The 20,296-nt window shown below is 67.2% G+C and carries 19 protein-coding genes, 1 tRNA gene and 2 pseudogenes; 13 read left to right on the top strand and 9 right to left on the bottom strand.

Annotation, left to right across the window (positions count from 1 at the left end; genetic code table 11):
- Positions 1–7: 7 nt before the first annotated feature.
- From AAHF99_RS18725 to chpT, 4 genes are all read right to left on the bottom strand, one after another.
- A complete protein-coding gene (locus AAHF99_RS18725; protein WP_243953628.1) occupies positions 8–409 on the bottom strand; it encodes a response regulator in 402 nt (133 codons plus the stop codon).
- Between the two features lie 11 nt (positions 410–420).
- Complete coding sequence (locus AAHF99_RS18720) at positions 421–942, bottom strand: chemotaxis protein CheW (RefSeq protein ID WP_342166010.1); 522 nt, start codon at positions 940–942, stop codon at positions 421–423.
- A gap of 35 nt (positions 943–977) precedes the next feature.
- The gene (locus AAHF99_RS18715) at positions 978–3,716 is read right to left on the bottom strand and encodes a hybrid sensor histidine kinase/response regulator (protein ID WP_342166009.1); all 2,739 of its coding nucleotides are present in this window, start codon (positions 3,714–3,716) and stop codon (positions 978–980) included.
- Positions 3,717–3,821: 105 nt separating this feature from the next.
- Positions 3,822–4,517: a histidine phosphotransferase ChpT gene (chpT, locus tag AAHF99_RS18710; protein WP_342166008.1), complete on the bottom strand. Its 696-nt coding sequence runs from the start codon at positions 4,515–4,517 to the stop codon at positions 3,822–3,824.
- Between the two features lie 173 nt (positions 4,518–4,690).
- Here chpT and AAHF99_RS18705 point away from each other — a divergent pair, with 173 nt between their 5' ends.
- Entirely contained in the window at positions 4,691–5,551 is an 861-nt protein-coding gene (locus tag AAHF99_RS18705) for a 3'(2'),5'-bisphosphate nucleotidase CysQ family protein (RefSeq protein ID WP_342166007.1), read from the top strand.
- Here the strand turns inward: AAHF99_RS18705 and AAHF99_RS18700 are convergent.
- Entirely contained in the window at positions 5,532–6,041 is a 510-nt protein-coding gene (locus AAHF99_RS18700; RefSeq protein ID WP_342166006.1) for a YHS domain-containing (seleno)protein, read from the bottom strand. The genes AAHF99_RS18705 and AAHF99_RS18700 overlap by 20 nt on opposite strands.
- A gap of 130 nt (positions 6,042–6,171) precedes the next feature.
- Here AAHF99_RS18700 and AAHF99_RS18695 point away from each other — a divergent pair, with 130 nt between their 5' ends.
- From AAHF99_RS18695 to AAHF99_RS18655, 9 genes are all read left to right on the top strand, one after another.
- Positions 6,172–6,774, top strand: a complete 603-nt coding sequence (locus AAHF99_RS18695; RefSeq protein ID WP_342166005.1) for a DUF1134 domain-containing protein — start codon at positions 6,172–6,174, stop codon at positions 6,772–6,774.
- Positions 6,775–6,904: 130 nt separating this feature from the next.
- Positions 6,905–7,552: a hypothetical protein gene (locus AAHF99_RS18690; protein ID WP_342166004.1), complete on the top strand. Its 648-nt coding sequence runs from the start codon at positions 6,905–6,907 to the stop codon at positions 7,550–7,552.
- A 135-nt stretch (positions 7,553–7,687) separates the two neighbouring features.
- Positions 7,688–7,966: a 3',5'-cyclic-nucleotide phosphodiesterase gene (locus AAHF99_RS18685; protein WP_243953620.1), complete on the top strand. Its 279-nt coding sequence runs from the start codon at positions 7,688–7,690 to the stop codon at positions 7,964–7,966.
- Positions 7,967–8,093: 127 nt separating this feature from the next.
- Complete coding sequence (gene lptM, locus AAHF99_RS18680) at positions 8,094–8,450, top strand: LPS translocon maturation chaperone LptM (protein ID WP_342166003.1); 357 nt, start codon at positions 8,094–8,096, stop codon at positions 8,448–8,450.
- A 36-nt stretch (positions 8,451–8,486) separates the two neighbouring features.
- On the top strand, positions 8,487–9,755 hold the full coding sequence (gene lysA / locus AAHF99_RS18675) for a diaminopimelate decarboxylase (RefSeq protein ID WP_342166002.1): 1,269 nt from the start codon (positions 8,487–8,489) through the stop codon (positions 9,753–9,755).
- A 27-nt stretch (positions 9,756–9,782) separates the two neighbouring features.
- Positions 9,783–10,583 (top strand): glycosyltransferase family 2 protein, encoded by an 801-nt coding sequence (locus tag AAHF99_RS18670; protein WP_342166001.1) that lies wholly within the window; start codon positions 9,783–9,785, stop codon positions 10,581–10,583.
- Positions 10,584–10,595: 12 nt separating this feature from the next.
- Positions 10,596–10,687, top strand: a tRNA-Ser gene (locus AAHF99_RS18665).
- A 163-nt stretch (positions 10,688–10,850) separates the two neighbouring features.
- Positions 10,851–12,137 carry a tyrosine-type recombinase/integrase gene (locus AAHF99_RS18660; protein WP_342166000.1) on the top strand — a complete coding sequence of 429 codons (1,287 nt, stop codon included), beginning with the start codon at positions 10,851–10,853 and terminating at the stop codon, positions 12,135–12,137.
- Positions 12,138–12,605: 468 nt separating this feature from the next.
- Positions 12,606–12,830, top strand: coding sequence for a helix-turn-helix transcriptional regulator (locus tag AAHF99_RS18655; protein ID WP_342165999.1), 225 nt, complete (start codon positions 12,606–12,608; stop codon positions 12,828–12,830).
- 375 nt (positions 12,831–13,205) lie between these two features.
- On the opposite strand, the gene AAHF99_RS18650 is transcribed toward AAHF99_RS18655, so the two are convergent.
- The 3 genes from AAHF99_RS18650 to AAHF99_RS18640 all read right to left on the bottom strand — a co-directional run bounded on the left by AAHF99_RS18650 (position 13,206) and on the right by AAHF99_RS18640 (position 15,794).
- A complete protein-coding gene (locus AAHF99_RS18650) occupies positions 13,206–13,439 on the bottom strand; it encodes a hypothetical protein (protein WP_342165998.1) in 234 nt (77 codons plus the stop codon).
- A gap of 14 nt (positions 13,440–13,453) precedes the next feature.
- Complete coding sequence (locus AAHF99_RS18645; RefSeq protein WP_342165997.1) at positions 13,454–14,665, bottom strand: exodeoxyribonuclease VII large subunit; 1,212 nt, start codon at positions 14,663–14,665, stop codon at positions 13,454–13,456.
- Positions 14,666–14,900: 235 nt separating this feature from the next.
- Positions 14,901–15,794 (bottom strand): hypothetical protein, encoded by an 894-nt coding sequence (locus AAHF99_RS18640; protein ID WP_342165996.1) that lies wholly within the window; start codon positions 15,792–15,794, stop codon positions 14,901–14,903.
- 336 nt (positions 15,795–16,130) lie between these two features.
- Here AAHF99_RS18640 and AAHF99_RS18635 point away from each other — a divergent pair.
- Positions 16,131–17,663, top strand: a pseudogene (locus AAHF99_RS18635) (ISL3 family transposase).
- 1,210 nt (positions 17,664–18,873) lie between these two features.
- Here AAHF99_RS18635 and AAHF99_RS18630 read toward each other — a convergent pair.
- Positions 18,874–19,161 (bottom strand): hypothetical protein, encoded by a 288-nt coding sequence (locus tag AAHF99_RS18630; protein WP_342165995.1) that lies wholly within the window; start codon positions 19,159–19,161, stop codon positions 18,874–18,876.
- 30 nt (positions 19,162–19,191) lie between these two features.
- Here AAHF99_RS18630 and AAHF99_RS18625 point away from each other — a divergent pair.
- Together AAHF99_RS18625 and AAHF99_RS18620 are read left to right on the top strand one after the other, a co-directional pair.
- Positions 19,192–19,755 (top strand): annotated as a pseudogene (locus AAHF99_RS18625) (IS5 family transposase); the annotation flags it as partial.
- 273 nt (positions 19,756–20,028) lie between these two features.
- On the top strand, positions 20,029–20,296 hold a 268-nt coding region (locus tag AAHF99_RS18620), incomplete at its 3' end, for a hypothetical protein (protein WP_342165994.1).

Below are 20,296 nucleotides of genomic sequence, written 5' to 3'. Positions count from 1 at the left end.
TAAGAGATTAAATAAGATTGGAGGCGGCTTTCGCCGAAACGCCAACCTGTTCGAGCTTCGCGGTCAAGATGTCGCGATCAAACGGCTTCATGATGTATTCGTCGGCGCCGGCGTGAAGGGCGCGGGCGATGGCGCCGACATCGTTCTCGGTGGTGCAGAAGATGACCTTCGGCTGCCGCCCCGCCTCGCTCTGCCGCAATTCCTGCAGGAAGGCGTAGCCGTCGCGGTTGGGCATGTTCCAATCGAGCAGGATCACGTCCGGCATCGATTCGGCACAGAGTTCGAGGGCGGTGTCGCCGTCCTCGGCCTCCACGACCACGTAGCCGATATCCTCGATGATCCGCCGGGCGACCTTACGGATCACGGCGGAATCGTCGACGACGAGGCAGGTCGTCTCGCGCGGGCTCATGTTGGCCAACCTTACGCCGCCTCGGCGCCACGGGCGCCGCGCGAGTCCTTGGCGCCGAAATCGAGGAGCGAATCCACGTCGAGGATGACGAGCAGGCGCCCTTCCAGGCGGTGGACGCCGGTCGTCAGGTCGCGCCAGCGGGCATCGAGGTTGATCGGCACGCTCTCCCGCGTATCGGCGCCGAGCTTCAGCACCTCGCCGACCCCGTCCACGATGAGGGCGAAGGTCTCGCCGCCCTGCTCCAGGCCGATGGCCATGCCCCGGTCGGTGCCGATGGCCTCGCCCTCGGTCCGCGCGGCGGCCGGGGCCATGCCGAGCCGGCGGCGCAGGCACAAGGCCGTCACCACCCGCCCGCGCAGGTTCAGGAGCCCGACGATCTCCGGCGGCGCCAGGGGGACGGGGGTCACACCCGAGGGCACGAACACGTCGTGCACCCGCTCGATGGCGAGGCCGAACAGGACCCCGTCGACATGGACCGTCACGAAGTCTTCTGTCGGGCCGGTCTCGGCGCCGTTGGCGTTCGCAGCCTTCATCTCACCCACTCCGGAATACGCTACAACCGTTCCGATCAGGCCGCGCGGGCCACGCCGTTCTGCGTCTCGGCCTCTTCGGCCGAGGCACCGATCTCACCCAGGGCGGCGACCAGGCCGCTCCGGTCGAACTTCGCCACGAGGTCGGTGATCGCGAGGGTGCGGGCACGCTCCACCGCCTCGGCCCCGACCGAGCCGCTGAGGCCGACCACCGGCATCCCGGCGAGGCGCTCGCCGCCGTGGCGCATGGCGCCGACGAGGTCGAACCCGCTGCGGCCGGGCATGTCGAGGTCGGTGACGACCACGGAGATGCGCGGGTCGGCCTGGAGGGTGGCCATGGCCTCGTCCGCGCTGCCGGCGGTGACGACCTGGAAGCCCGCCGCCTTGAGCACCGGCGAGAGCATGTCGCGGAAGAACGCCGAGTCGTCGACGAGGAGCAGGGTCGAGGCCTGCTTCTGCGCCTTGCGCGGCCCCCGCGCCCAGTCGTCGTAGGCCATGGGCAGGAAGTGGGCGATGTTGATGATGTCGGTCGCCCGGCCCCGCAGCACCGCCGAGCCGATGAGGTCGGAGCGGTCGGCGGCGATCTCGATGTCGAGGCGCTCCTCCACGATGTCCACGATCTCGTCCACGACGAGGCCCATGGCCCGCTCGCCATCGGAGAACACGACGAGCGCCTGACGGCCCTCGCTCTTGATCGCGATGCCGTCGTCGGCCGGCACCAGCGGCATCAGGCGGCCGCGGTACTGGATGAGCGGACGCCCACCCAGCCACTCGACCTTGTCGCCCTCGATCTCTTCGAGGCGCGTGACCAGCGACAGCGGCACGGCCTTGAAGCCGCCCCCGCCGCCCTTGAACACGAGGAGCGTGGTGGTCGCCTCGGCGGCGTCGGCCGCCTCGGCCTCGGCCTCGGCCTGGCCGGCGGTGGCCTGGGCGCCCTGCGCCACCTGGTTGGCGACGCCGTTCGGATCCACGATCAGCACCACGGCGCCGTCGCCGAGGATGGTGTTGCCGGCGAAAAGCGGGATATGGCGCAGCTTCGCCGACATCGGCTTCACGACGATTTCCTCGGTGTGGAACACCTCGTCCACGAGGATGCCGAAGCGCTGGCGGCCGACCTGGGCCACCACGACGAAGCCGGTGGCCTCGGCCGCCGCCTCCGCCCCGAGCAGGCCGGTGAGCGACACGATCGGCAGCAGCCGCTCGCGCAGGCGCAGGACCGGCGAGCCGTTGATGTACTCCACGGGCTGCGCGTTGGCGCCGACCCGCACCAGTTCGAGCACCGCCACCTGCGGCAGGGCGAAGCGCTGCTCGCCGGCGCGGACGATGAGTGCCGCCACGATGGCGAGGGTGAGCGGGATCTTGATGGTGAAGACGGTGCCCTTGCCCGCCTGGGTGGCGATGTCGATGACGCCGCCGATGGTCTCGATGTTGGTCTTCACCACGTCCATGCCCACGCCCCGGCCCGAGACCGAGGTGACGGCGGCGGCGGTGGAGAAGCCGGCGTGGAAAATGAACTTCGCGACCTGCGCGTCGGTCATGCGATCGACGTCGGCCTGGCTGGCGAGGCCGCGCTCCACCGCCTTGCGGCGGATGGCGGTGAGGTCGAGACCCTTGCCGTCGTCGGCGATCTCGATGGTGATCGTGCCGCCCTCGTGGAAAGCCGACAGGCGGATCGAGCCCCTTGCCGGCTTGCCGGCGGCGACGCGCTGGGCGGTGGATTCGAGGCCGTGATCCGCCGAGTTGCGGACCATGTGGGTCAGCGGGTCCTTGATGACCTCCAGAACCTGCCGGTCCAGTTCGGTCTCGGCGCCCTGCATCACCAGTTCGATCTGCTTGCCGAGTTCGGCCGACAGGTCGCGGACCACGCGGGGCAACTTCTGCCACGCATTGCCGATGGGTTGCATGCGCGTCTTCATGACGCCTTCCTGCAGCTCGGCCGTGACGTGCGACAGCCGCTGCAGCGGGACCTTGTAGGCGGAATCCTCGTGACGGCGGGCGATCTCGAGGAGCTGGTTGCGGGTCAGCACCAGTTCCGAGACCATCGTCATCAGGTGTTCGAGGGTGTCGACGTTCACGCGGATCGTCTGCACCTTGTTGTTGTGGTTGGTTTCGCCTTCGGCGGCGGCCACGGGCGCATGCACCTCGGGCTTCGCTTCAACCTTGGCTTCGACCTTGGGGACCTCGGCCTTGGGCGCTTCGGCCTTGGGCGCTTCGGCCTTCATGGGCTCGGGGGCCGGCAGAGCCGGGACGGAGCCGAAATCCAACTCGTCGGGACCCGGCGCGGCCAGGAACGCCGCCTCCAGATCGTCGAGGGTGACTTCGCCGGGCTTCAGTTCCCGCACCACGGGCTCGGGCAGGACGATCTCGGGAACGATCACCGCCGGTGCGGGAGCCGCGCCGGTGCCGTGCTCCGCCATGTATTCCAGGGCTTCGATCAGATCCGAATCCGCGCCCGTCGGCTCGGAGCCGGTGGCTTCGAGGTCGGCCAGGATCGCCTTGAGGCGGTCCAGGGTGGCGAGGATCAGCGTGACGCTCGCGGAGGAGACCGGCATCCCGTCGCGGAAGCGGCCCATCAGCGTCTCGGCGGCGTGCGCCAGGGCTTCGAGGCGCGGCAGGCCGAGGAACCCGCAGGTGCCCTTGATGGTGTGCACCAGACGGAAGATGTTCCGCAGGATCGTCTCGTTGTTCGGATCCTGCTCGAAACGGACGAGCTCCGTGTCGACCGTATCGAGATGCTCCGCGCTCTCGGTCAGAAACTCACGCAGCAGGTCGTCCATCGCCGATACTCGTTACGTGCGAAACGTCTCGCACCGGCGATGATGACGATGGGGCGTTATCGAAGAGTTGCGCCCGTTTGGTTCCGCAGTGCTATTTTAAGCGCATCAGGCGATTTCGGTGCCTGAATTCCCAGCATCGCTCTCCGGCGTCTGTTCAATCACGGACGGTTCTGCCGTCACGGTGACCTCATCACCGTCGATGGCGAACTTTACATCCATCCGCGCCGCGCGGGCCACGAGGCCGGCATAGAAGGGCAGGATGCCGTGGGCATCGACGGTGCCGCTCTCGGGCTCGCCCGCGATCAGCTCCACCACATGCGGGGGGATGCGGGCATGGGAGCCCTTGGCCTTCAACACGAAGGTCGGCGCCTCGCCGTCGCCCGTCACGGTCACGTCGATGAGGCCGCCGCGCGGGATCGCGGAGGTCGTCACCATCACGAGGTTGAGGATCAGCTTCACCTTGTTCTTCGGGAACAGGGCCTGCGGCGCGCGCCATTCGAGCTTGGTCTTCTCGTCGGCGAACATGCCCTTGGCCACGCTCTCGGCGTCGGCGAGATCGATGGAGGCCCCGGCCGAACCCGCCGCACCGAAGGCGATCCGGGCGAACTTGAGCCGGGCGGAGGCCTGCCGGGCGCTCTTGCCGATCAGCTCCAGCGCGAATTCGCGCATCGATTCGTCCTGATCGTCCTCCAGCACCTCAAGCCCGTTCACGATCGCGCCGACCGGGCTGATCACGTCGTGGCAGACGCGCGAGCAGAGCAGGGCGGCGAGATCCAGGCCGTCGAGAGTGAGAGTGGGCATCGGGAACTCCGGGGCGAAACGGTGCGCACGGATAGACGCGCAACGCCCCTTTGCAAAGCGTTAACCGGCTGTGCGGAGACCCGATTCGAGCTCGGCAAGACTTGCGACAGGACTTGCGGAATCGACATCCGTTGCCGGCTGGGGCATCCCTATGGCGGGAGGATCGCGGCCTCATGGGCAGAGCGGCGACGATGACGGAAGCCGAGGCCCGGCAGAGCGCGGACGTGCTCGCCGAGATCGCCTGCGCCGCCGGAACGGTGCTGCGGCGATGGCACCGCGCCGACTGTCCGCATGTCACGAAGGAGGACGGCTCGCCCTCCAGCGCGGCCGACCTCGAAGCCGAGGCGCTGATCCTCCAGGCCCTCACGGCCCGCTTTCCCGGAATCCCCATCGTCGCGGAGGAGAGCGCCCGCGACCTGCCGGCCGGCGACCTGTTCTTTCTGGTCGATCCCCTCGACGGCACCCGCGACTTCCTGGCCGGCACGCCCGATTACTCGGTCAACATCGCCCTGGTGGCGGAGGGGCGGCCGGTGGCGGCGGCGCTCGCCGCGCCGGGGCTCGAACGGGTCTGGCTCTCCGGCCGGGACGCCTACGAGGCGCCCATCGTCGAGGGCCGCCCCGGCCCGGCGCGGCCGGTGCGGGCGCGGGGGGCGCCGGAGGCGGGCCTCCTCGCCCTCGGCAGCCGCCGCCACGGCGACCCGGACACCGCCGCCTGCCTCGCCGCCCTCCCCGTCATGGAGGTGCGCACCACCGGCTCGGCCCTGAAGTTCGGCCTGCTCGCCTCCGGCGAGGCGGATGTCTACGTCCGCTGCGGCCCGACCATGGAATGGGACACGGCGGCGGGCGACGCGATCCTGACAGCGGCGGGCGGCTGCGTCATCGTCCCCGATGGCGGGCCGATCCGCTACGGCCGCCTCGGCGACGGCTACCGCAACGGGCCGTTCGCGGCCCTGGGCGATCCGGCGCTCGCCGCCGACATCGTCCTGGCGCGGGGCTTCTCCTGCGAACGGCCCATCAGCGCGCCGCGCCCCTGATCTCATCCGGGTCGTCGAGGAGCCGGGTCAGGCTCGGCCAGATCGCCTCGGCCTGCCGCGCCAGGGCCGGATCCGCGAGGAAGCGCTCCCGGCGCTCGTTGTCCCGGAACAGGTAGAGCCGCCCATCGAGCACCGCGAAGAGGGCCGGGTCGGCATCCACGATCCGTTGGTCGAGGATGCCGGCGGCGTCGTATCCCCCCAGGCGAGGCGCGTAGATTGTGGGGGCCTGCAGGAAAGCCGCCCGGTTGCCGTCGAGGGCGAATCGCCACACGCGCCCGTCCCATTGCGCCTCGAACCGCGCGGCGCCGGGCTGCGGCCCCTCCGGCAGGAAGTAGCTCACCGGGTCGTAGCCGTTGAGGGCGAGGGGGGCGATCCGCGTCGGCGCCGCCTGCGCACCGGAGGCGAGGACCGCCAGAAGCCCGGCGACGACCGAGCGCCGCGATCGGCCGCGGTGACGCCCCGTTAACCCCATCTTGCGAATTTGGCCCAATGCTGATCCCACTCCCGGCCCCGGCGCGGGAGCCGTTGCCGCACATCCGGCCCGAATGCGCAAGGGGCGCCGGGCGGGGCGGCCGGCGCGATGCACGGGGCGCGGCCACGCTCATCGGCGGAGGAAGCCCATGACGTCATTTGTCTCTTCCGGCCTTCCACGGCGGCAGGTCCTGCGCGCCGGGCTCGGCCTCGCGGTCGGCGGCCCGGTCTCGGCCTGGGCGGGCAACCTGCCCTCGAACGCCGACCCCGAAACCTTCCGCGCCGAGGAGCTGGTCGATTCCGGCCACCGCTTCTTCGGCACGGTCTCGCGCGGGCTCGCCCTCACCGTCGAGGAGGCGGGCCGCCGCTGGGGCCAGCCCAACGGATACATCCTCGGCCAGGAGGGCTCCGGCGCCTTCGTCGCGGGCCTGCGCTACGGCGAGGGCACGTTCTACACCCGCAACACCGGCCAGCAGCGGATCTACTGGCAGGGCCCCTCCCTCGGCTTCGACGTGGGCGGCGAGGGGGCGCGGACGATGATGCTCGTCTACAACCTGCCCGGCACGCGCGCGCTGTTCCGCCGCTTCGGCGGCATCGACGGCTCGGCCTATTTCATCGGCGGCTTCGGCTTCACGGCGATGACCGACGGCGGCATCGTGGTGGTGCCGATCCGCAGCGGCGTCGGCGCGCGGCTCGGCGTGAATGTCGGCTATCTGAAGTTCACTCATCAGGCGACCTGGAACCCGTTCTGAGGCCGGATGCGCCCCCGCTCCGCGCAAGACGGGCTCGGACTTGCTCGAGAGTTGCGCTAGAAGCCCAATGTGAAGCAGGGCCGGACCGTCCGGCCGGGGACGCGAGCGGTTCCTCTTGATCGAAACGGCGATGATCTTCGCGCTGGGGTTCCTGGTCGCGAGCCTGCTGGCCCTCCTCATGCTGCCGGCGGTGAACGCGCGCGCCGCGCACCTCGCCCGGCGCAAGGCGGAGGCCCGGCTTCCCCTTTCCCCCAGCGAGATCGCGGCCGAGCGGGATTTCCTGCGCGCCCAGTTCGCCATCCGCGAGCGGCGGCTGGAACGGGCCGTCGAGGCGGCCCGGGCCAAGCGCCACGCGGACATGGCGGCGATCGGCGCGGGCACGATGAAGGTCGCGAGCCTGAGCCGCGACCTGGAGGCGCTGGAGCGCCAGCTGGCGGATGTCCGCCTCGCCAACGGCAATCTCGAAGCCACCCTCGCCCAATCCCACGAGGACGGCACGGCGAGCCTCGCCACCCTGCGCGCCCTGGAGGAGGCCCATGCCGACCTCCTCGACAGCCTTCTCGCCGTGCGCGGCGCCGACACGGCCGCCCTGGTGGCAAGCCTGGAGGCCGCCGAGCAGGCGCTGGCCGGAGGGTCCGGACGCGACGAAGCGACCGAGCGCGAGAACGCGGACCTGCGCCGCCGCATTACCGAAGTCGCCGACGCCGTGATCGGCCAAGCCCGCCTCCCGCGGGCCGGAGCCTTCGCGGTGCCCGAGCCGGAGCCGGAGCGGGTCTGAAGCCCCCCGCCTCCCTCGCAGGGCAGACGCCACGGGGCTGCAGTGCTGAATTCTCGCGGTCGCCATGTTTCGACCACGCGGAGGCATCATCGCAGCGCCACACCTTTGAAGACGAGCACACGGAAAGCGTACTCAATGCGCCTCAAGCACATCGTTCCCGCCGCGGTCGCGGCGCTCGCCCTCACGCTCCCGGCCGCCGCGCAGCAATCCAAGCGGGGCAACGAGACGCTGAAGAAGTACTGCACCGGCGATTATCTCTCCTACTGCGGCAACCTCGCCCCCGACGATCCGGCCACCGACGCCTGCATGCAGAAGAATTGGAAGCAGCTCTCCGAGAATTGCCGCCGGGCGATCGACGCCTACGAGGCCCAGGGCGGCCAGGGCGGCGCCAAGCGCGACGGCAAGCGCGGCTGAGGCGCGCGCCCAGCGTTGCGGGCGTCGCGGCTGTGGCCGATCGGCGCTCGCCCCGCGCCCGCCTAACGGCTAAGGTAAGGCTCCGGACGGGCACGGTGCCCGCCGGGGACCGCCGGACCCGCGCGTGATGTTGCCCCGTTCCGCCCTTCAGATCCTGTTCGCCGCCGGCCTGTCGGCCCTCGCGCTCGCCGGATGCGGCCGCCGGGGCTCCCTGGAGCCCCCGCCCACGGCCGCCGCCCCGGCTTCGACCGTGGCGCCCACGAACAACGCCTCCTCGGTGAAGACCGCGCGTATCCTGCCCGAAAGCATCGGGCTCGGCGGCGGACAGGCCGAGCCGGAGCCCGAGGCGGTGCGGGCGGGGGACGAACTCCCCTCCTCCGCGGTTCCGCCGGCCGGGACCGAAGCCCCCATCCAGACCTCGAAGGGTGCCAAGCGCGGATACCGGATCCCCAAGGAGCCTTTCATTCTCGACCCGCTGCTGTAGACGGACCCCGAACACGCAGCGACGGCGACAGGCGCGATGCACCACTTCCACTACCGCAGCGGCCGCCTCCACGCGGAGGAGGTCGATCTCGCGCGCCTCGCGGCCGAGGTCGGCACCCCCTTCTATTGCTACAGCACCGCCACACTGGAGCGGCATTACCGCGTCTTCGCCGACGCCTTCGCGCAGGACGGGGCGCTGGTCTGCTTCGCCATGAAGGCGAACTCGAACCAGGCCGTGCTGGCGACCCTGGGCCGCCTCGGCGCGGGCATGGACATCGTCTCCGGCGGCGAACTCGCCCGGGCGCTGGCCGCCGGCATCGACCCGCAACGCATCGTCTTCTCCGGCGTCGGCAAGACCCGCGAGGAGATGGCGGCGGCGCTGAAGGCCGGCATCCTGTGCTTCAATGTCGAGAGCGAGCCCGAACTGGCGCAACTCTCCGAGGTCGCCGTGAGCCTCGGCGCGGTGGCGCCGGTCTCGGTGCGGGTGAACCCCGACGTCGACGCGCTGACCCACGCCAAGATTTCCACCGGCACCTACGAGAACAAGTTCGGCATCCCGATCACCCGCGCCCGCGAGGTCTATGCCCGCGCCGCCGCCCTGCCGGGCCTCGCGGTGCACGGGATCGACATGCATATCGGCAGCCAGATCACCGACCTGACGCCGTTCTCCGACGCCGCCGCGCGGCTCTGCGGCCTCGCCCGCGACCTGATGGCCGACGGGCATGACCTGAAGCACATCGACTTCGGCGGCGGCCTCGGCATCCCCTACCGGGACGACAACGCCCTTCCCCCGGACCCGGCGGCGCTCGCCGCGACCCTGCGCCCGCATTTCGCCCCGCTGGGCCTGCGCCCGGTCTTCGAGATCGGCCGGATGATCGCGGGCAATGCCGGGATCCTCGTGACCAAGGTGCTCTACGTGAAGCGCGGCGAGGGCCGGACCTTCGTGATCGTCGACGGGGCGATGAACGATCTGATCCGCCCGACCCTCTACGACGCCTTCCACGCCCTGCGGCCCGTCACCGAGCCGGCGGCCGAGGCCCCGCGCCTCGTGGCCGACGTGGTCGGCCCGGTCTGCGAGAGCGGCGACTATTTCGCCAAGGGCCGCGAGATGCCCGAACCCGCCCCCGGCGACCTGATCGCCGTGATGAGCGCGGGGGCCTACGGGGCGGTGCAGGCGGGCACCTACAACACCCGCGCCCTGGTGCCGGAGGTGCTGGTGCGCGGGGCCGAGGCGGCCGTGGTGCGCCCGCGCCAGGAGGTCGAGGCGATCATCGCCCTCGACCGCATGCCCGCCTGGCTCGGCTGACCCGGCGGCATCGGGGCCTCGACCGGCGTGTTACCGCTCTCCGTCTTCATCATCGCCCGCAACGAGGCGGACCGGCTCGGCGCCACGATCCGCGCCGTGCGGGACCTGACCGACGACCTGATCGTCGTCGATTCGGGCTCGACGGACGGGACGCAGGCGCTCGCCGACTCCCTCGGCGCGCGGGTGATCCACCACGACTGGCCGGGCTACGGCCCGCAGAAGCGCTTCGCCGAGGAGCAATGCCGCCACCCCTGGCTCCTGAACCTCGACGCGGACGAGGTGGTGCCGGACACGCTGGCGGCGGAGCTCCGCGCCTTGTTCGCGACGGGCGAGCCGGCCCATCCGGCTTGGCGCATCGGCATCGCGGAGATCTTCCCCGGCGAGGCGAAGCCGCACCCCTTCGCCTACACGCTCCATCCGGTGCGGCTCTACCGGAAGGACCGGGGCCGCTACTCGTCGTCGCCCGTCTTCGACCGGGTGGACCTGGAGCCCGGCGCGACGGCGGGGCGGCTCAAAACCAAGATCCACCATTTCTCGGTGCGGTCCCTGGGGGACCAGCTCGACAAGCTGAACCGCTATTCCGACCAGCAGGCGGACGACCTGGAGGCGCGGGGGGTGGTGATCCCGAGCTGGCGGGTGTTCGTGGAGCTGCCGGGCAACTTCCTGAAGGCCTATTTCGGCCGCCGCCATTTCGCCCGCGGCACCTACGGGTTCCTGACGGCGATGAACTACGCGATCTCGCGTCACTTACGGATCGCCAAGCATTACGAGCGCCGCCGCCTCGCGAGCCACCGGGATCGTCTTGACCGCTCCGGCCGGACGTCCTAGAGCCGGTCTGCCGGAGACGTGGCCGAGAGGCTGAAGGCACTCGTTTGCTAAATGAGCATACCCTTAATCGGGTATCGAGGGTTCGAATCCCTCCGTCTCCGCCACTCCCCTAACATGTGGGGACACGCGCGGCTTCGCCCGTTGCCGAAGTCCTTGTTACAGCACCATATTCTCCAGCAGCGCGGTTACGAGCGGTCACAACGAGATCGCTAAGGACACGCGTCGTGCGTGGGCATTCGCTTGGGCACAGTCCGCTGGAGCCCCGCCATGGCCGCGATCAATAAGCTGACCGCCAAGCAGATCGTCTCCCTGCCGGTCGGCCTTCATAGCGATGGCGGCAACCTCTATCTCTCCGTCCGGACAGGCGGATCGCGCCAATGGGTCATGCGCTATCGCTTCGGTGGCCGACAGCGTGAACTCGGGCTGGGCGGTGCCGGCCCCCACGGCCTCTCCCTCGCCGCAGCTCGTACCTCGGCCGAAAGCGTCCGCGCTCAACTTCGACAGGGGCTAGATCCGCTCGATCAGCGAGAGGCGTCAGCCAAGGCGGTTAGGATTCCGACATTCCGAGAAGCGATGGACGACCACATCGCTCGCACTGAGGAGCTATGGAAGAGCCGCAAGAGCGCACCGCAATGGCGCGCGAGCCTGAAGACCCATGCGGCTTCCTTGATGGATCAGCGCGTGGATGCCATCGATGCGAATGCGGTGATCGCAGTCCTTGATCCGATCTGGCATCAACTGCCCGAAACATTGAAGCGCGTCCGTGGGCGGATCGAGGCGATCCTGTCCATGGCCAAGACTCGCGGCTTCCGAACAGGGGAGAACCCTGCTGCCTGGCGGGATAATCTGGATAACGTCTTCCCCGCCAAGCCCAAGCTCGTCCGTGGGCACTTCAAGGCGATGGATCATGCCGAGATCCCCTCGTTCATGACCCGCCTGCGCGCGACGGACTCGATGAGCGCCCTCGCACTTGAGTGGATCATCCTCACCGCATTACGCCCCACCGTCGGCGTCACCGCCACGTGGGGCGAGGTGAACCGAAGCGCGCGAACCTGGACGATCCCTGCGGAGCGAATGAAGGGGCGTAAGGGCGCTCGACACACCAGCGAAGACCACATCGTTCCACTTTGCGACCGAGCCATTGAGATCCTTGACCGGGTCGAAGGCCTAAGAATCGCGAAGGCTGACGATGAGCTTCTGTTCCCCGGCCTGAGGCTCCGGCCGCTGTCGCTGACGGCGCTTGAGCACTGCCGTGAGCGCATGGGGGTGTACGTCACGACCCATGGTTTCCGTGCGACGTTCCGGACGTGGGTGGATTCGGTAACCTTCCACGAGGCGGCACTGGCCGAAAAAGCCCTGGGCCATCTCGTGGGTGATGAAACGGTGAGAGCGTACAACCGCGGCCATCTCCTAGAGAAGCGACGGCGTCTCATGACGGATTGGGCGGACTACTTGGCAGGTCGCATCAACCCGCAGCGCAATCCGTTCGTCATCCAGGGCGAGGTCGTGCCACAAAGTGTGCTGGACGAGGTCAGAAGCCGGCGACCGCTCTGATACCCTACGTAGAAGTCCGATAGGCCCCGCCATGCGCTCTCGCCCGGCAGCAGCTTGACTGGTTAACAAATTCCCATAAGCTCTAGCTATTGGAAGTGACTACAGTGTCACGTGACCGCTAGGCAAACGGGGAACGTGATACGGCGGAATCGCTGAACTGGAGGCATGGCGGCCCTCAATCCTGCTGTTACGAACCACGATCAAGGCAACAGAGCTTATCTATCGTAATATGCGATGGAGGCCATATGATGTCTTGCTCAATGTGGCCGTTTCTCGGGGTGCCTCAGCAAAAGGCACCTGGTAGCGTGCGAGACAAAATCGGTATTGCGGATAAATTCCTAAGCCGCGACCCGAGGCTATTCTACGGAGCGATCCGGCAGGATCGTATCAGCCACCCGTAGTCTGCTGGCACCCTGTCGTCTGATGCTCGCTCTTGTGGGCAGTGGACGCACGCCCGCGGATACGGATATGGCCAAGCGTGACAACAGCGCGTCTCAAACCTCAAAAATTGTGACGATCGACGACCTCGCCGCTCATTTCGGGGTGTCACGCTCGACAGTCAAAAATTGGTATCACCGCGACGGCGTCATCTATCCGTGCATTGCCATCGGCAATGACGTTCGCTTCGACCTCGCGGAGTGCGAGCAACGCTTGCTGGCTCGCAGCAGGAGGACGCGCAATTCCTTAGAGTAAGCGGGATTGAGCGAGATTCCCTCCAAGGGAGTGCGGATCTTGGGATGCCGAGCTTCTTTTCGGGTTTGTTTGCGTAAACAACCGGCGCGCGATCAGGGAGCGCGCTCGCTTCTTGGCTCTCTCGCAGTCTGAAAACGTCTCGCTAAGAGGGTGGCGCCTCCGAAGTTGGAGGCTGCGACGGACGTATGGCTGAGCCAGTTTTTAATGGATGCAATCCCGTTGCGCCTTTCCGTTTAATGCCAGTGATGAAGGATGGGCGCTGTTGGCTCAGTACCACGAACGCTTGCCCGCCGCTTTGTCCGGACTGCAGCTCGTCGCCTTCGGCGTCCTGCTCCTCCGCAGGGCCGAAAGCTTCGCTGCAGTCCGTTACAATCTTTAGGACGGACGCGGCGGCCGAGCGGTACCACGTAGGGAAGCGACCGCTTCGCGGACCTCGGCCGCCCGGTCGAGCAAGATGTGCTTGAGCCGATGCGCTTCAGCGACATCCTCGGCCAGACGGGCGAGGCGCTCGTCGAGGTTCCCCAAGCGCATGTCCTGCGCAAGCTCGTCCAGCCGTACCAGAGCCGCGCAGAATGACAGCGGTTCAGTCGTTTCAATCTCAGAGGTCATCGCATTCTCCAGGGTCAGTGCAGGGTGGTGGGATCGAGAGGTTCGACGCGGACCGAGATCGACCGGCCGTCGCCAAAGGTGAGGGTGAGAAGGCCGGATGCCGTCGCGGCGTCGGCGACCGGTCGGCCGGCTTGGTCGGTGAGCCGAACAAGCCCATCCGGCGACGGGATCGGTTGCACCGGTCTCGGTGCCGGCGGCACGACGCCCGAGTTGCACGCGGGCATGAGTGCGGCCAAAGCTCGTTCCAGGCCATGCTCGAGGCCGAGCGACGCCGTTTCTGCACGTCGTTCGGCCGCCGCTAGACACGCCTCGGCTTCGTCTGCGACAGCCTCGCATCGGTCGGTCATCGTCCGACGGAGTCTCGCGTCGAGATCATCGAGGGACGCCATCAGGCGCCTCCAAGCCTCCTCGGCGCGCATCGCCGATCCCTCCAGCAATGTCAGGATGAGATGACGGGCCTCGCTTGGCGTCGGAAGGCTTGCCCACGCGGTCAGGTCGGCCAGTGTCGGCGCATCGGTCCGATGGCCAACCGCGACCGCGACCGGGACGGTGAGGGTACCGATCGCCCCGGCGACCTCCTTCGCATCGAGGGCTCGGGCCGGGCTTCCGCCACCGCGCACCATCAAGACCAGGCCCCGATCCTCCCGCCCACGGTGCAGCGCATCGGCTGCATCGAGGCGTTCCACCACCTGCGCGACCGCCCCCTGTCCGTCAAATGGGCAGGGAAGGCTGTCGACATGCAGGAGGCCAGCTCCTTCGAGGGCGGTCAGCGTCCCGGCGACATCTTCCCAGCCTTGGCCAGGGGGATGCAGGACGCTGATCCTCTCGAGATGAGTTGGCTGCGGCAAGCGACGCTGTGCGTCGAGCAGACCGGCTCGCGCCAGAGCGTCCAAGCCCTGAGCACGTTGTAGCTCAACGGCGCTCACCCGCCAGTTGGGGCCAATGTCTGTCACCGTGAGGCGCATGCGTCCGTCGGGTAACCAGACGGGGGTGCACGTCAGTGTGATGTCGCGGTGAACGAGCTGCGTCAGATCCAGCAAACGGCCGAGTTTGACGGTGATCGCGTCATAGGCTGCGACGCTGAGGTGAGCGCGCAGGCGCAGCGAGAGATTGCTGGCGACACCATGGCTTGGACTGAGTTCGAGCTCACAGCTGTTGTGACCGCGCAACTGCATCCACGTAACAGTAGCGGTGAGTTGCAGGGAGCGCGGCAGGCTGGTGCGCACTGCACTTCCAGCCCGCGCCCAGACCTCGCGGACATCGAGGATTGGTGGGGCGCGATCGGGTGGTGGCGAGGTGTCGTCCGTCGGTCGGTCCGATGGGGGATCGGCCGGGGGGAGTCGAGAGGTGTCGAAGAGATGGATGCGCATGAGACAAGTCGGATCAGTTGAGGGAAAGACAATCGGGATGGGATGACTGCATCGAGGTCCGCCCGGACGCGGACGTCCGGGCCAAGACCGATCAGAATGGCGCGTCGGCGGTGGCGTCGTCGTCCGGGCGGCCCTGAACGATGGCTGCAGCGATGCGATTGAGGCGGGGACGGTCGGCGCGTTCGAGTTCACCGCGCAGGATCTCCATGATCGCGGATTCGACGACGCCAGGGATTGGCGACGATCGCCAAGCGAGCCGATCGATCGGCGTCGGCACGGGGCCGGCCAGCGTCAGCAGCGGTGCGCCGATCGCGCATGCCGCCTCGACAACTCGGCGATCGCTGAATGTGCGGGATCCGATCCGCCGGTCGCCGGTGACGATCAGGACGGCATCTGCGCCGGCCCAGGTCACATACTCTGCAGCGTCGCGCAGAGCAGCTTGGACGGCATCAAGGTCGTCGAAATCAACCTCATACGCCGCGAGATGGGTGATCCGGCTCTGGTGGCGTGTCATGAGCCCCGGCGCCAGCGCTTCCCAGCGCACCCCGCCGCCCCGGGGGAAAACGGCGACGAGCTGGCGCAGCTTGTTTGGCATACTGCCGCGTCGCCACAGGCCCTGGCGCTCGAGGTCTTGCTGCAATTGCGCATCCGCTGCAGCTTGGTCCGGGGTTGGCCAGTCACTCGCCGAGACGATGAGGCGTGGCCCGAGCCGGGCATCGTTATCGATCTCGATGCGGATCGGGACGGGCTCACCCGGTCGGTTGTTGATCGGGGCGAGGTCGAGCAGACAGCCGAGGGATGTGAGCCAGTCTTCCCGGAGAAAGATGTGTGCCCATTTTGGAGCGCCAGGGTCAACTCCGGACAGCAGAGCTCGGATGCCCGGCTTGGCCCGGTCCGGCATGATCTGTAGCAGCGCCTCCAGCCCTTCTTCGGACGCTAATGGAAGTGCGGGATCCTGCGCGCCGACAGGCACAATGATGGTCATGATGGTGTTCCTTGACATGGGGGGAGCGGAGCGAGCGCGGCGATCCTGGCGCGTTGGCGCCCTGATTCGTCCTTCTCGGGATTTGCGTCGGATAATCGACACCCTTTTTCGTTCTAATGCTCCTTCATCGGCTATCGCGTGACGAGTGACCGCTGATCTTCCTTCTTATCGTCCGCCAAACATAGGGATCTCGTCCGCAAGTATCCTCGCCGTCACTTACTAGTGTGTATCGGCGTCGAACCATGGTTCTTCCGCACTTTCGGTGCTGAGCGGTTGTTTGGACGTTGATTCGCATATAGGCCCGAGGCCAGTGCGATGCCGATCTCGAACCTGTCGTTGCCGTCGGTCCTAGACGGCCTGCACGTCGATGGTCTGACGCTGGACACGTCCGGGTTGCTGATCACCGCCCGAACCACGGCAGCCCAAGCCTGCTGTCGGGTCTGAGGGCGTGCGTCAGTGCGAGTGCACAGCAGGTATTGGCGGACGTTCGACGACCTGCCCTGGCAGGACCGGTCAATGACGTGGCGGGTGCAGGTGCGCCGCTTCCGATACGGCCATTGCCCGGGGCGGATATTTGCCGAACGCGTGCCGGAGCTGGGGGCGCGCAAGGCGCGCCGCAGCGACCGGCTGGCCGCGGCGCAGACCGACATCGGCATGGTGCTGAGTGGTGAGGCCGGCGCAAGGTTGTCGTGGCGGCTGGCCATGCCTGTCAGCGGCGGCACCGTCCTGCGCCTGATCCGTCGTCGCAGGACCGTACCGTCCCCGCCGCCGCGGGTCATCGGCATCGACGATTGGGCCTGGCGGCGGGGACGGTCCTACGGCACCATCGTGCGCGACTTGGAGCGGCGGCGCGTCATCGATCTGTTGCCCGGCCGCTCGTCGGCACCGGTGCGGGACTGGCTCACCGCCCATCCGAGCGTGACCGTCGTCAGCCATGACCGTTCGGGACCCTACGCCGAGGCCGCGCGCACCAGAGCACCGTCAGCGACGCAGGTCGCGGATCGCTGGCACCTGCTCGTCAACGCTTCCGAGGCCCTACGCGGCATCGTCGAGCGGCACCAGTCCGAGATCCGAGACGTGGCGCACCGCGCCGTGCACGACCCCGCCGGCTCCCCTAATCTGGCGAAGACAGCGCCGACGAACGTGAGCAGCCGGCGACGCGACCGCTGCGAGGCGGCCCTGTGCTTTTACGGCGAAGGTCTGCCGACCAAGGAGATCGCTCGCCGTCTCGGCGCATCTCGCAACGCCGTGCGCCGCTGGGTGCGGGCGGGCCGGTTCATGCCCTACCGCCGCGCACCGGGTTCGAACCTGCTCGATAGCTATCTCCCCTTCGTCGAGGCACGTTGGCGGGAGGGCCAGCACAGCGCCATTGTCCTCCACCACGAGTTGCACGCGCAGGGCCTCATCGGCAGCTACGACATCGTCCGGCGCGGGGCCTCACGACGGAGGCAGGATGCGCCCGCGCGATCACCGTCCGCCCGGGTCCCCTCGACGCGCCGCATCACCCGTTGGCTCACCGCCGACCCGACCGCGCTGTCTCGGGAGGATCGCGCCTTCACCGAAGCGCTCTGCAGCGCCGCGCCGAAGCTAAAGCATGGCGCCAAGGATATACGCGCCTTCACCGACCTCCTGCGCCAGAACGATCCCACCGGACTGACGCCCTGGCTGGAAGCTGCAGCCGCGATCGATCTCGGCGGCTTCGTCATCGAGCTCCGGCAGGACGAACCAGCCGTGCGTGCCGCTATCATCGAGCCCTGGAGCAACGGCCTCGTCTTGGGGCAGGTCAACCGCCTCAAGCTGATCAAGCGGAGCATGTACGGTCGCGCCGGTTTCGATCTCCTGCACCAACGCGTCCTGCATGCTGCATGAGCCGGGATCGGCGAAGCTTGATCGGATGCCAAACCTTCAGCACCGAAAGTGCGGAAGAACCATCATTCGGCGCCGATCTTCATCCTGCAACTCGTCCACCCGCTCTTTGCCCGCAGCCGCCTCAGGCGGCGGAGGTGAAATTCCCGGCGGCGCGGCCGCATGGGATTGACGCCCTTTGCGCCAAAGCGACGCGTAGGGCTGGAAAAGGTGCTGTCTCATTGGAGGTCTGGGTCTTCTGGGATTTTTTAAACGTTGGGTAAGGGTGAAAGGCGGGGCTCACCGTCATTTCCTGAAATCGCGGGGGCCGACTTACTCGCCGCAAACTCTTGGTTCCGTCCTTGGTGGGGTTTGTCGTTGAAAGCCGACGTTCCCTATTTTCGCTTCATCTCACGTGCTGCCTTGGGCGAGCGCCGAGAGATCGCTAAAGCTCAGATCTCGATTTTTTCTCCATGCTCGATCCTATGCGCAGGCATGATCGATTCTCCAATGTCATCGATGCTCAGGCATCCGGATGGCGCGGTAGGGATCGTTCTTGCGGGGCGCGCAAATCCGGGCTGGGGAGCGTGTCGCGCTTGGGGCGGCGGTGAGCTCATCCGACGGGCGCGCTTGCGCCTGACGGCGTGATTTCAGCTGCTTGCCGGGCGTCTTTGAGGGGAAGGGTTAGGGTCCAATTTTTGTCGCGCCCCGCGGGGTGCACAAAAACTGGGGAATTGAGCCGTAGGCGGATCCGCTGTCCTTCAGGGAGTCTCAGATTGCGTGCGCCCAGGAGGGTGCGAACAAACTGAGGAATTGAGCCATCGGGCTTCGTCGTTCTGAGAGACCTCGCCGCCGCAAGCGCAGCAGGCTCCTGGCTTGCGGAGACGCGGCCTAGGTGTGTATCGGCGTCGAACCATGACCCCGGCAAACGTCTCGCTAACGAGTTGTTAGAACACAAAAAATCGCATTTTGGGTGGGGTCACGATCGGCGCCGATTGTGACCCCACCTATCAGCGCATTTCAGATGATGCTGCAATGATTTAAGTGGGCTTGTGGGAGGGGACATCATTCGACGCCGTTCCACACCGTGACCATCGCGTAGGCGTCCAGCTCGTTGCGCAGCTTTTCTGCGGTCGGCCCGTCCAACTCGATTGGCTTCGCATCACGCCGTGATAGCGTCAGGATAGGCGTAGGGGTCAATGATGGGACCGGTCACGTCACCCCCTTCGGCGTGTCAGGAGCCTCTCAGTTCAGCCATCCAGCGGTCCATCTCGAAGGAGATCGTGTTCGCAACCCGAAGGCCGAGAGCGTGCCAGACCCCACGCTCCATGTCTGCGTAAACCGCCTGATAATCGTCGATGTTGCCAAGCGAGAAGGGGCCGATCCGCTGCGAACCCTCGGGGATCTGTATCCCATCGTCGAAGGCACGTCCGTCGCCATGCACGGCAGTAGCTTTGCTAGGATTGATGAACTGGCATTCCGCGACGAGCTCGACATCAGGCCGCCCTGCCGCTTGGCGCAACAGCTCTCCTATAGCTCAGCACCTGGATAACAACTGCAGCACGCGCTTCTCGACCGGCTCGGCCGCCAGAACGGCATCGACTTCAGTCGAGCTTCCCTCGACAGCGCCTCGATCGCCGCCAAAAGGGGGGCCCAGCGACAGGCTCGAACCCGGCCGATCGGGGCAAGCCGAGCACGAAGCGCCACATCGTCACCGATGCGAAGGGCATCCCCCTTGCTCTGAACCTGACGGGCGCGAACGTTCATGACAGCCGAATGCTGGAGGCGGTCGTGGATGCCGTCCCGCCGATCTGCTCATGCTGGGGACCGCCGCGCAAGCGGCCCTCGAAGCTGCACGCCGACAAGGCCTACGACCACCGCCGCTGTCGTCAGGCGCTGACCCGCCGGCATCCAGCCCCGCATCGCCCGGCGCGGGATCGAGAGCAGCCAGCGGCTGGGACGTCACAGGTGGGTCGCCGCGCGGACCCTGGCGTGGTTCGCCCAGTTCCGTCGCCTCGCCATCCGCTACGAGCGACGGGCCGACATCCATCTCGCCTTCTCGACGCTGGCGGCCGCCCTCATCGTCTGGCGCTTCATCGAACGATGGTTTTGTTAGACGTTCTAAGCGTCAGGCCCTAGCCGATCGCCGCTTGCGCCATCACGCACAGACCGCCTAACCTCTCCACTTAGATGGACTTGAGCCTCTGATCCTGAGCGTCAAGAACCCTCTCAAATCATCTGACGACAGACAATTTTATTTTGAAGCATCCATAGACCGCAGTGACTTACATAAAAATTGCGTAGTTGCCTCCACGCTACAGCCACGCGGCAATTTGCGAGTATAAAATGGTGGAATATTAACTATAAAAATCGGTGTAGAGCGCGAACGATGGCAACGAACCGAGCCCTGACATCGGGGGAAGACACCGTTATTTCAAGTGTCGATGATCTCGTTGTCAGTGCAACATCGCTTTCCCTCAACCCTTCAGATGCGCTCGATGCTGGTTCAGGCTACGATGTGTTGTCGCTGTCTGGCTCGGGAAGCTTCAACCTCGCTGGCTTGTCGCAGTTCGCCGGCTTCGAAGAAGTGCGGCTGACGAATGCCTCCTCGTCGAGCGCATCCCTCGTCCTGCGTGACGGCGCGGACTTGAAGGTGA

Source organism: Methylobacterium litchii (assembly GCF_038442315.1).
In the GTDB taxonomy this organism is placed as follows: domain Bacteria; phylum Pseudomonadota; class Alphaproteobacteria; order Rhizobiales; family Beijerinckiaceae; genus Methylobacterium; species Methylobacterium litchii.
The sequence above is the reverse complement of the archived record's forward strand: the minus strand, read 5'-3'. Positions and strand labels throughout refer to the sequence as shown.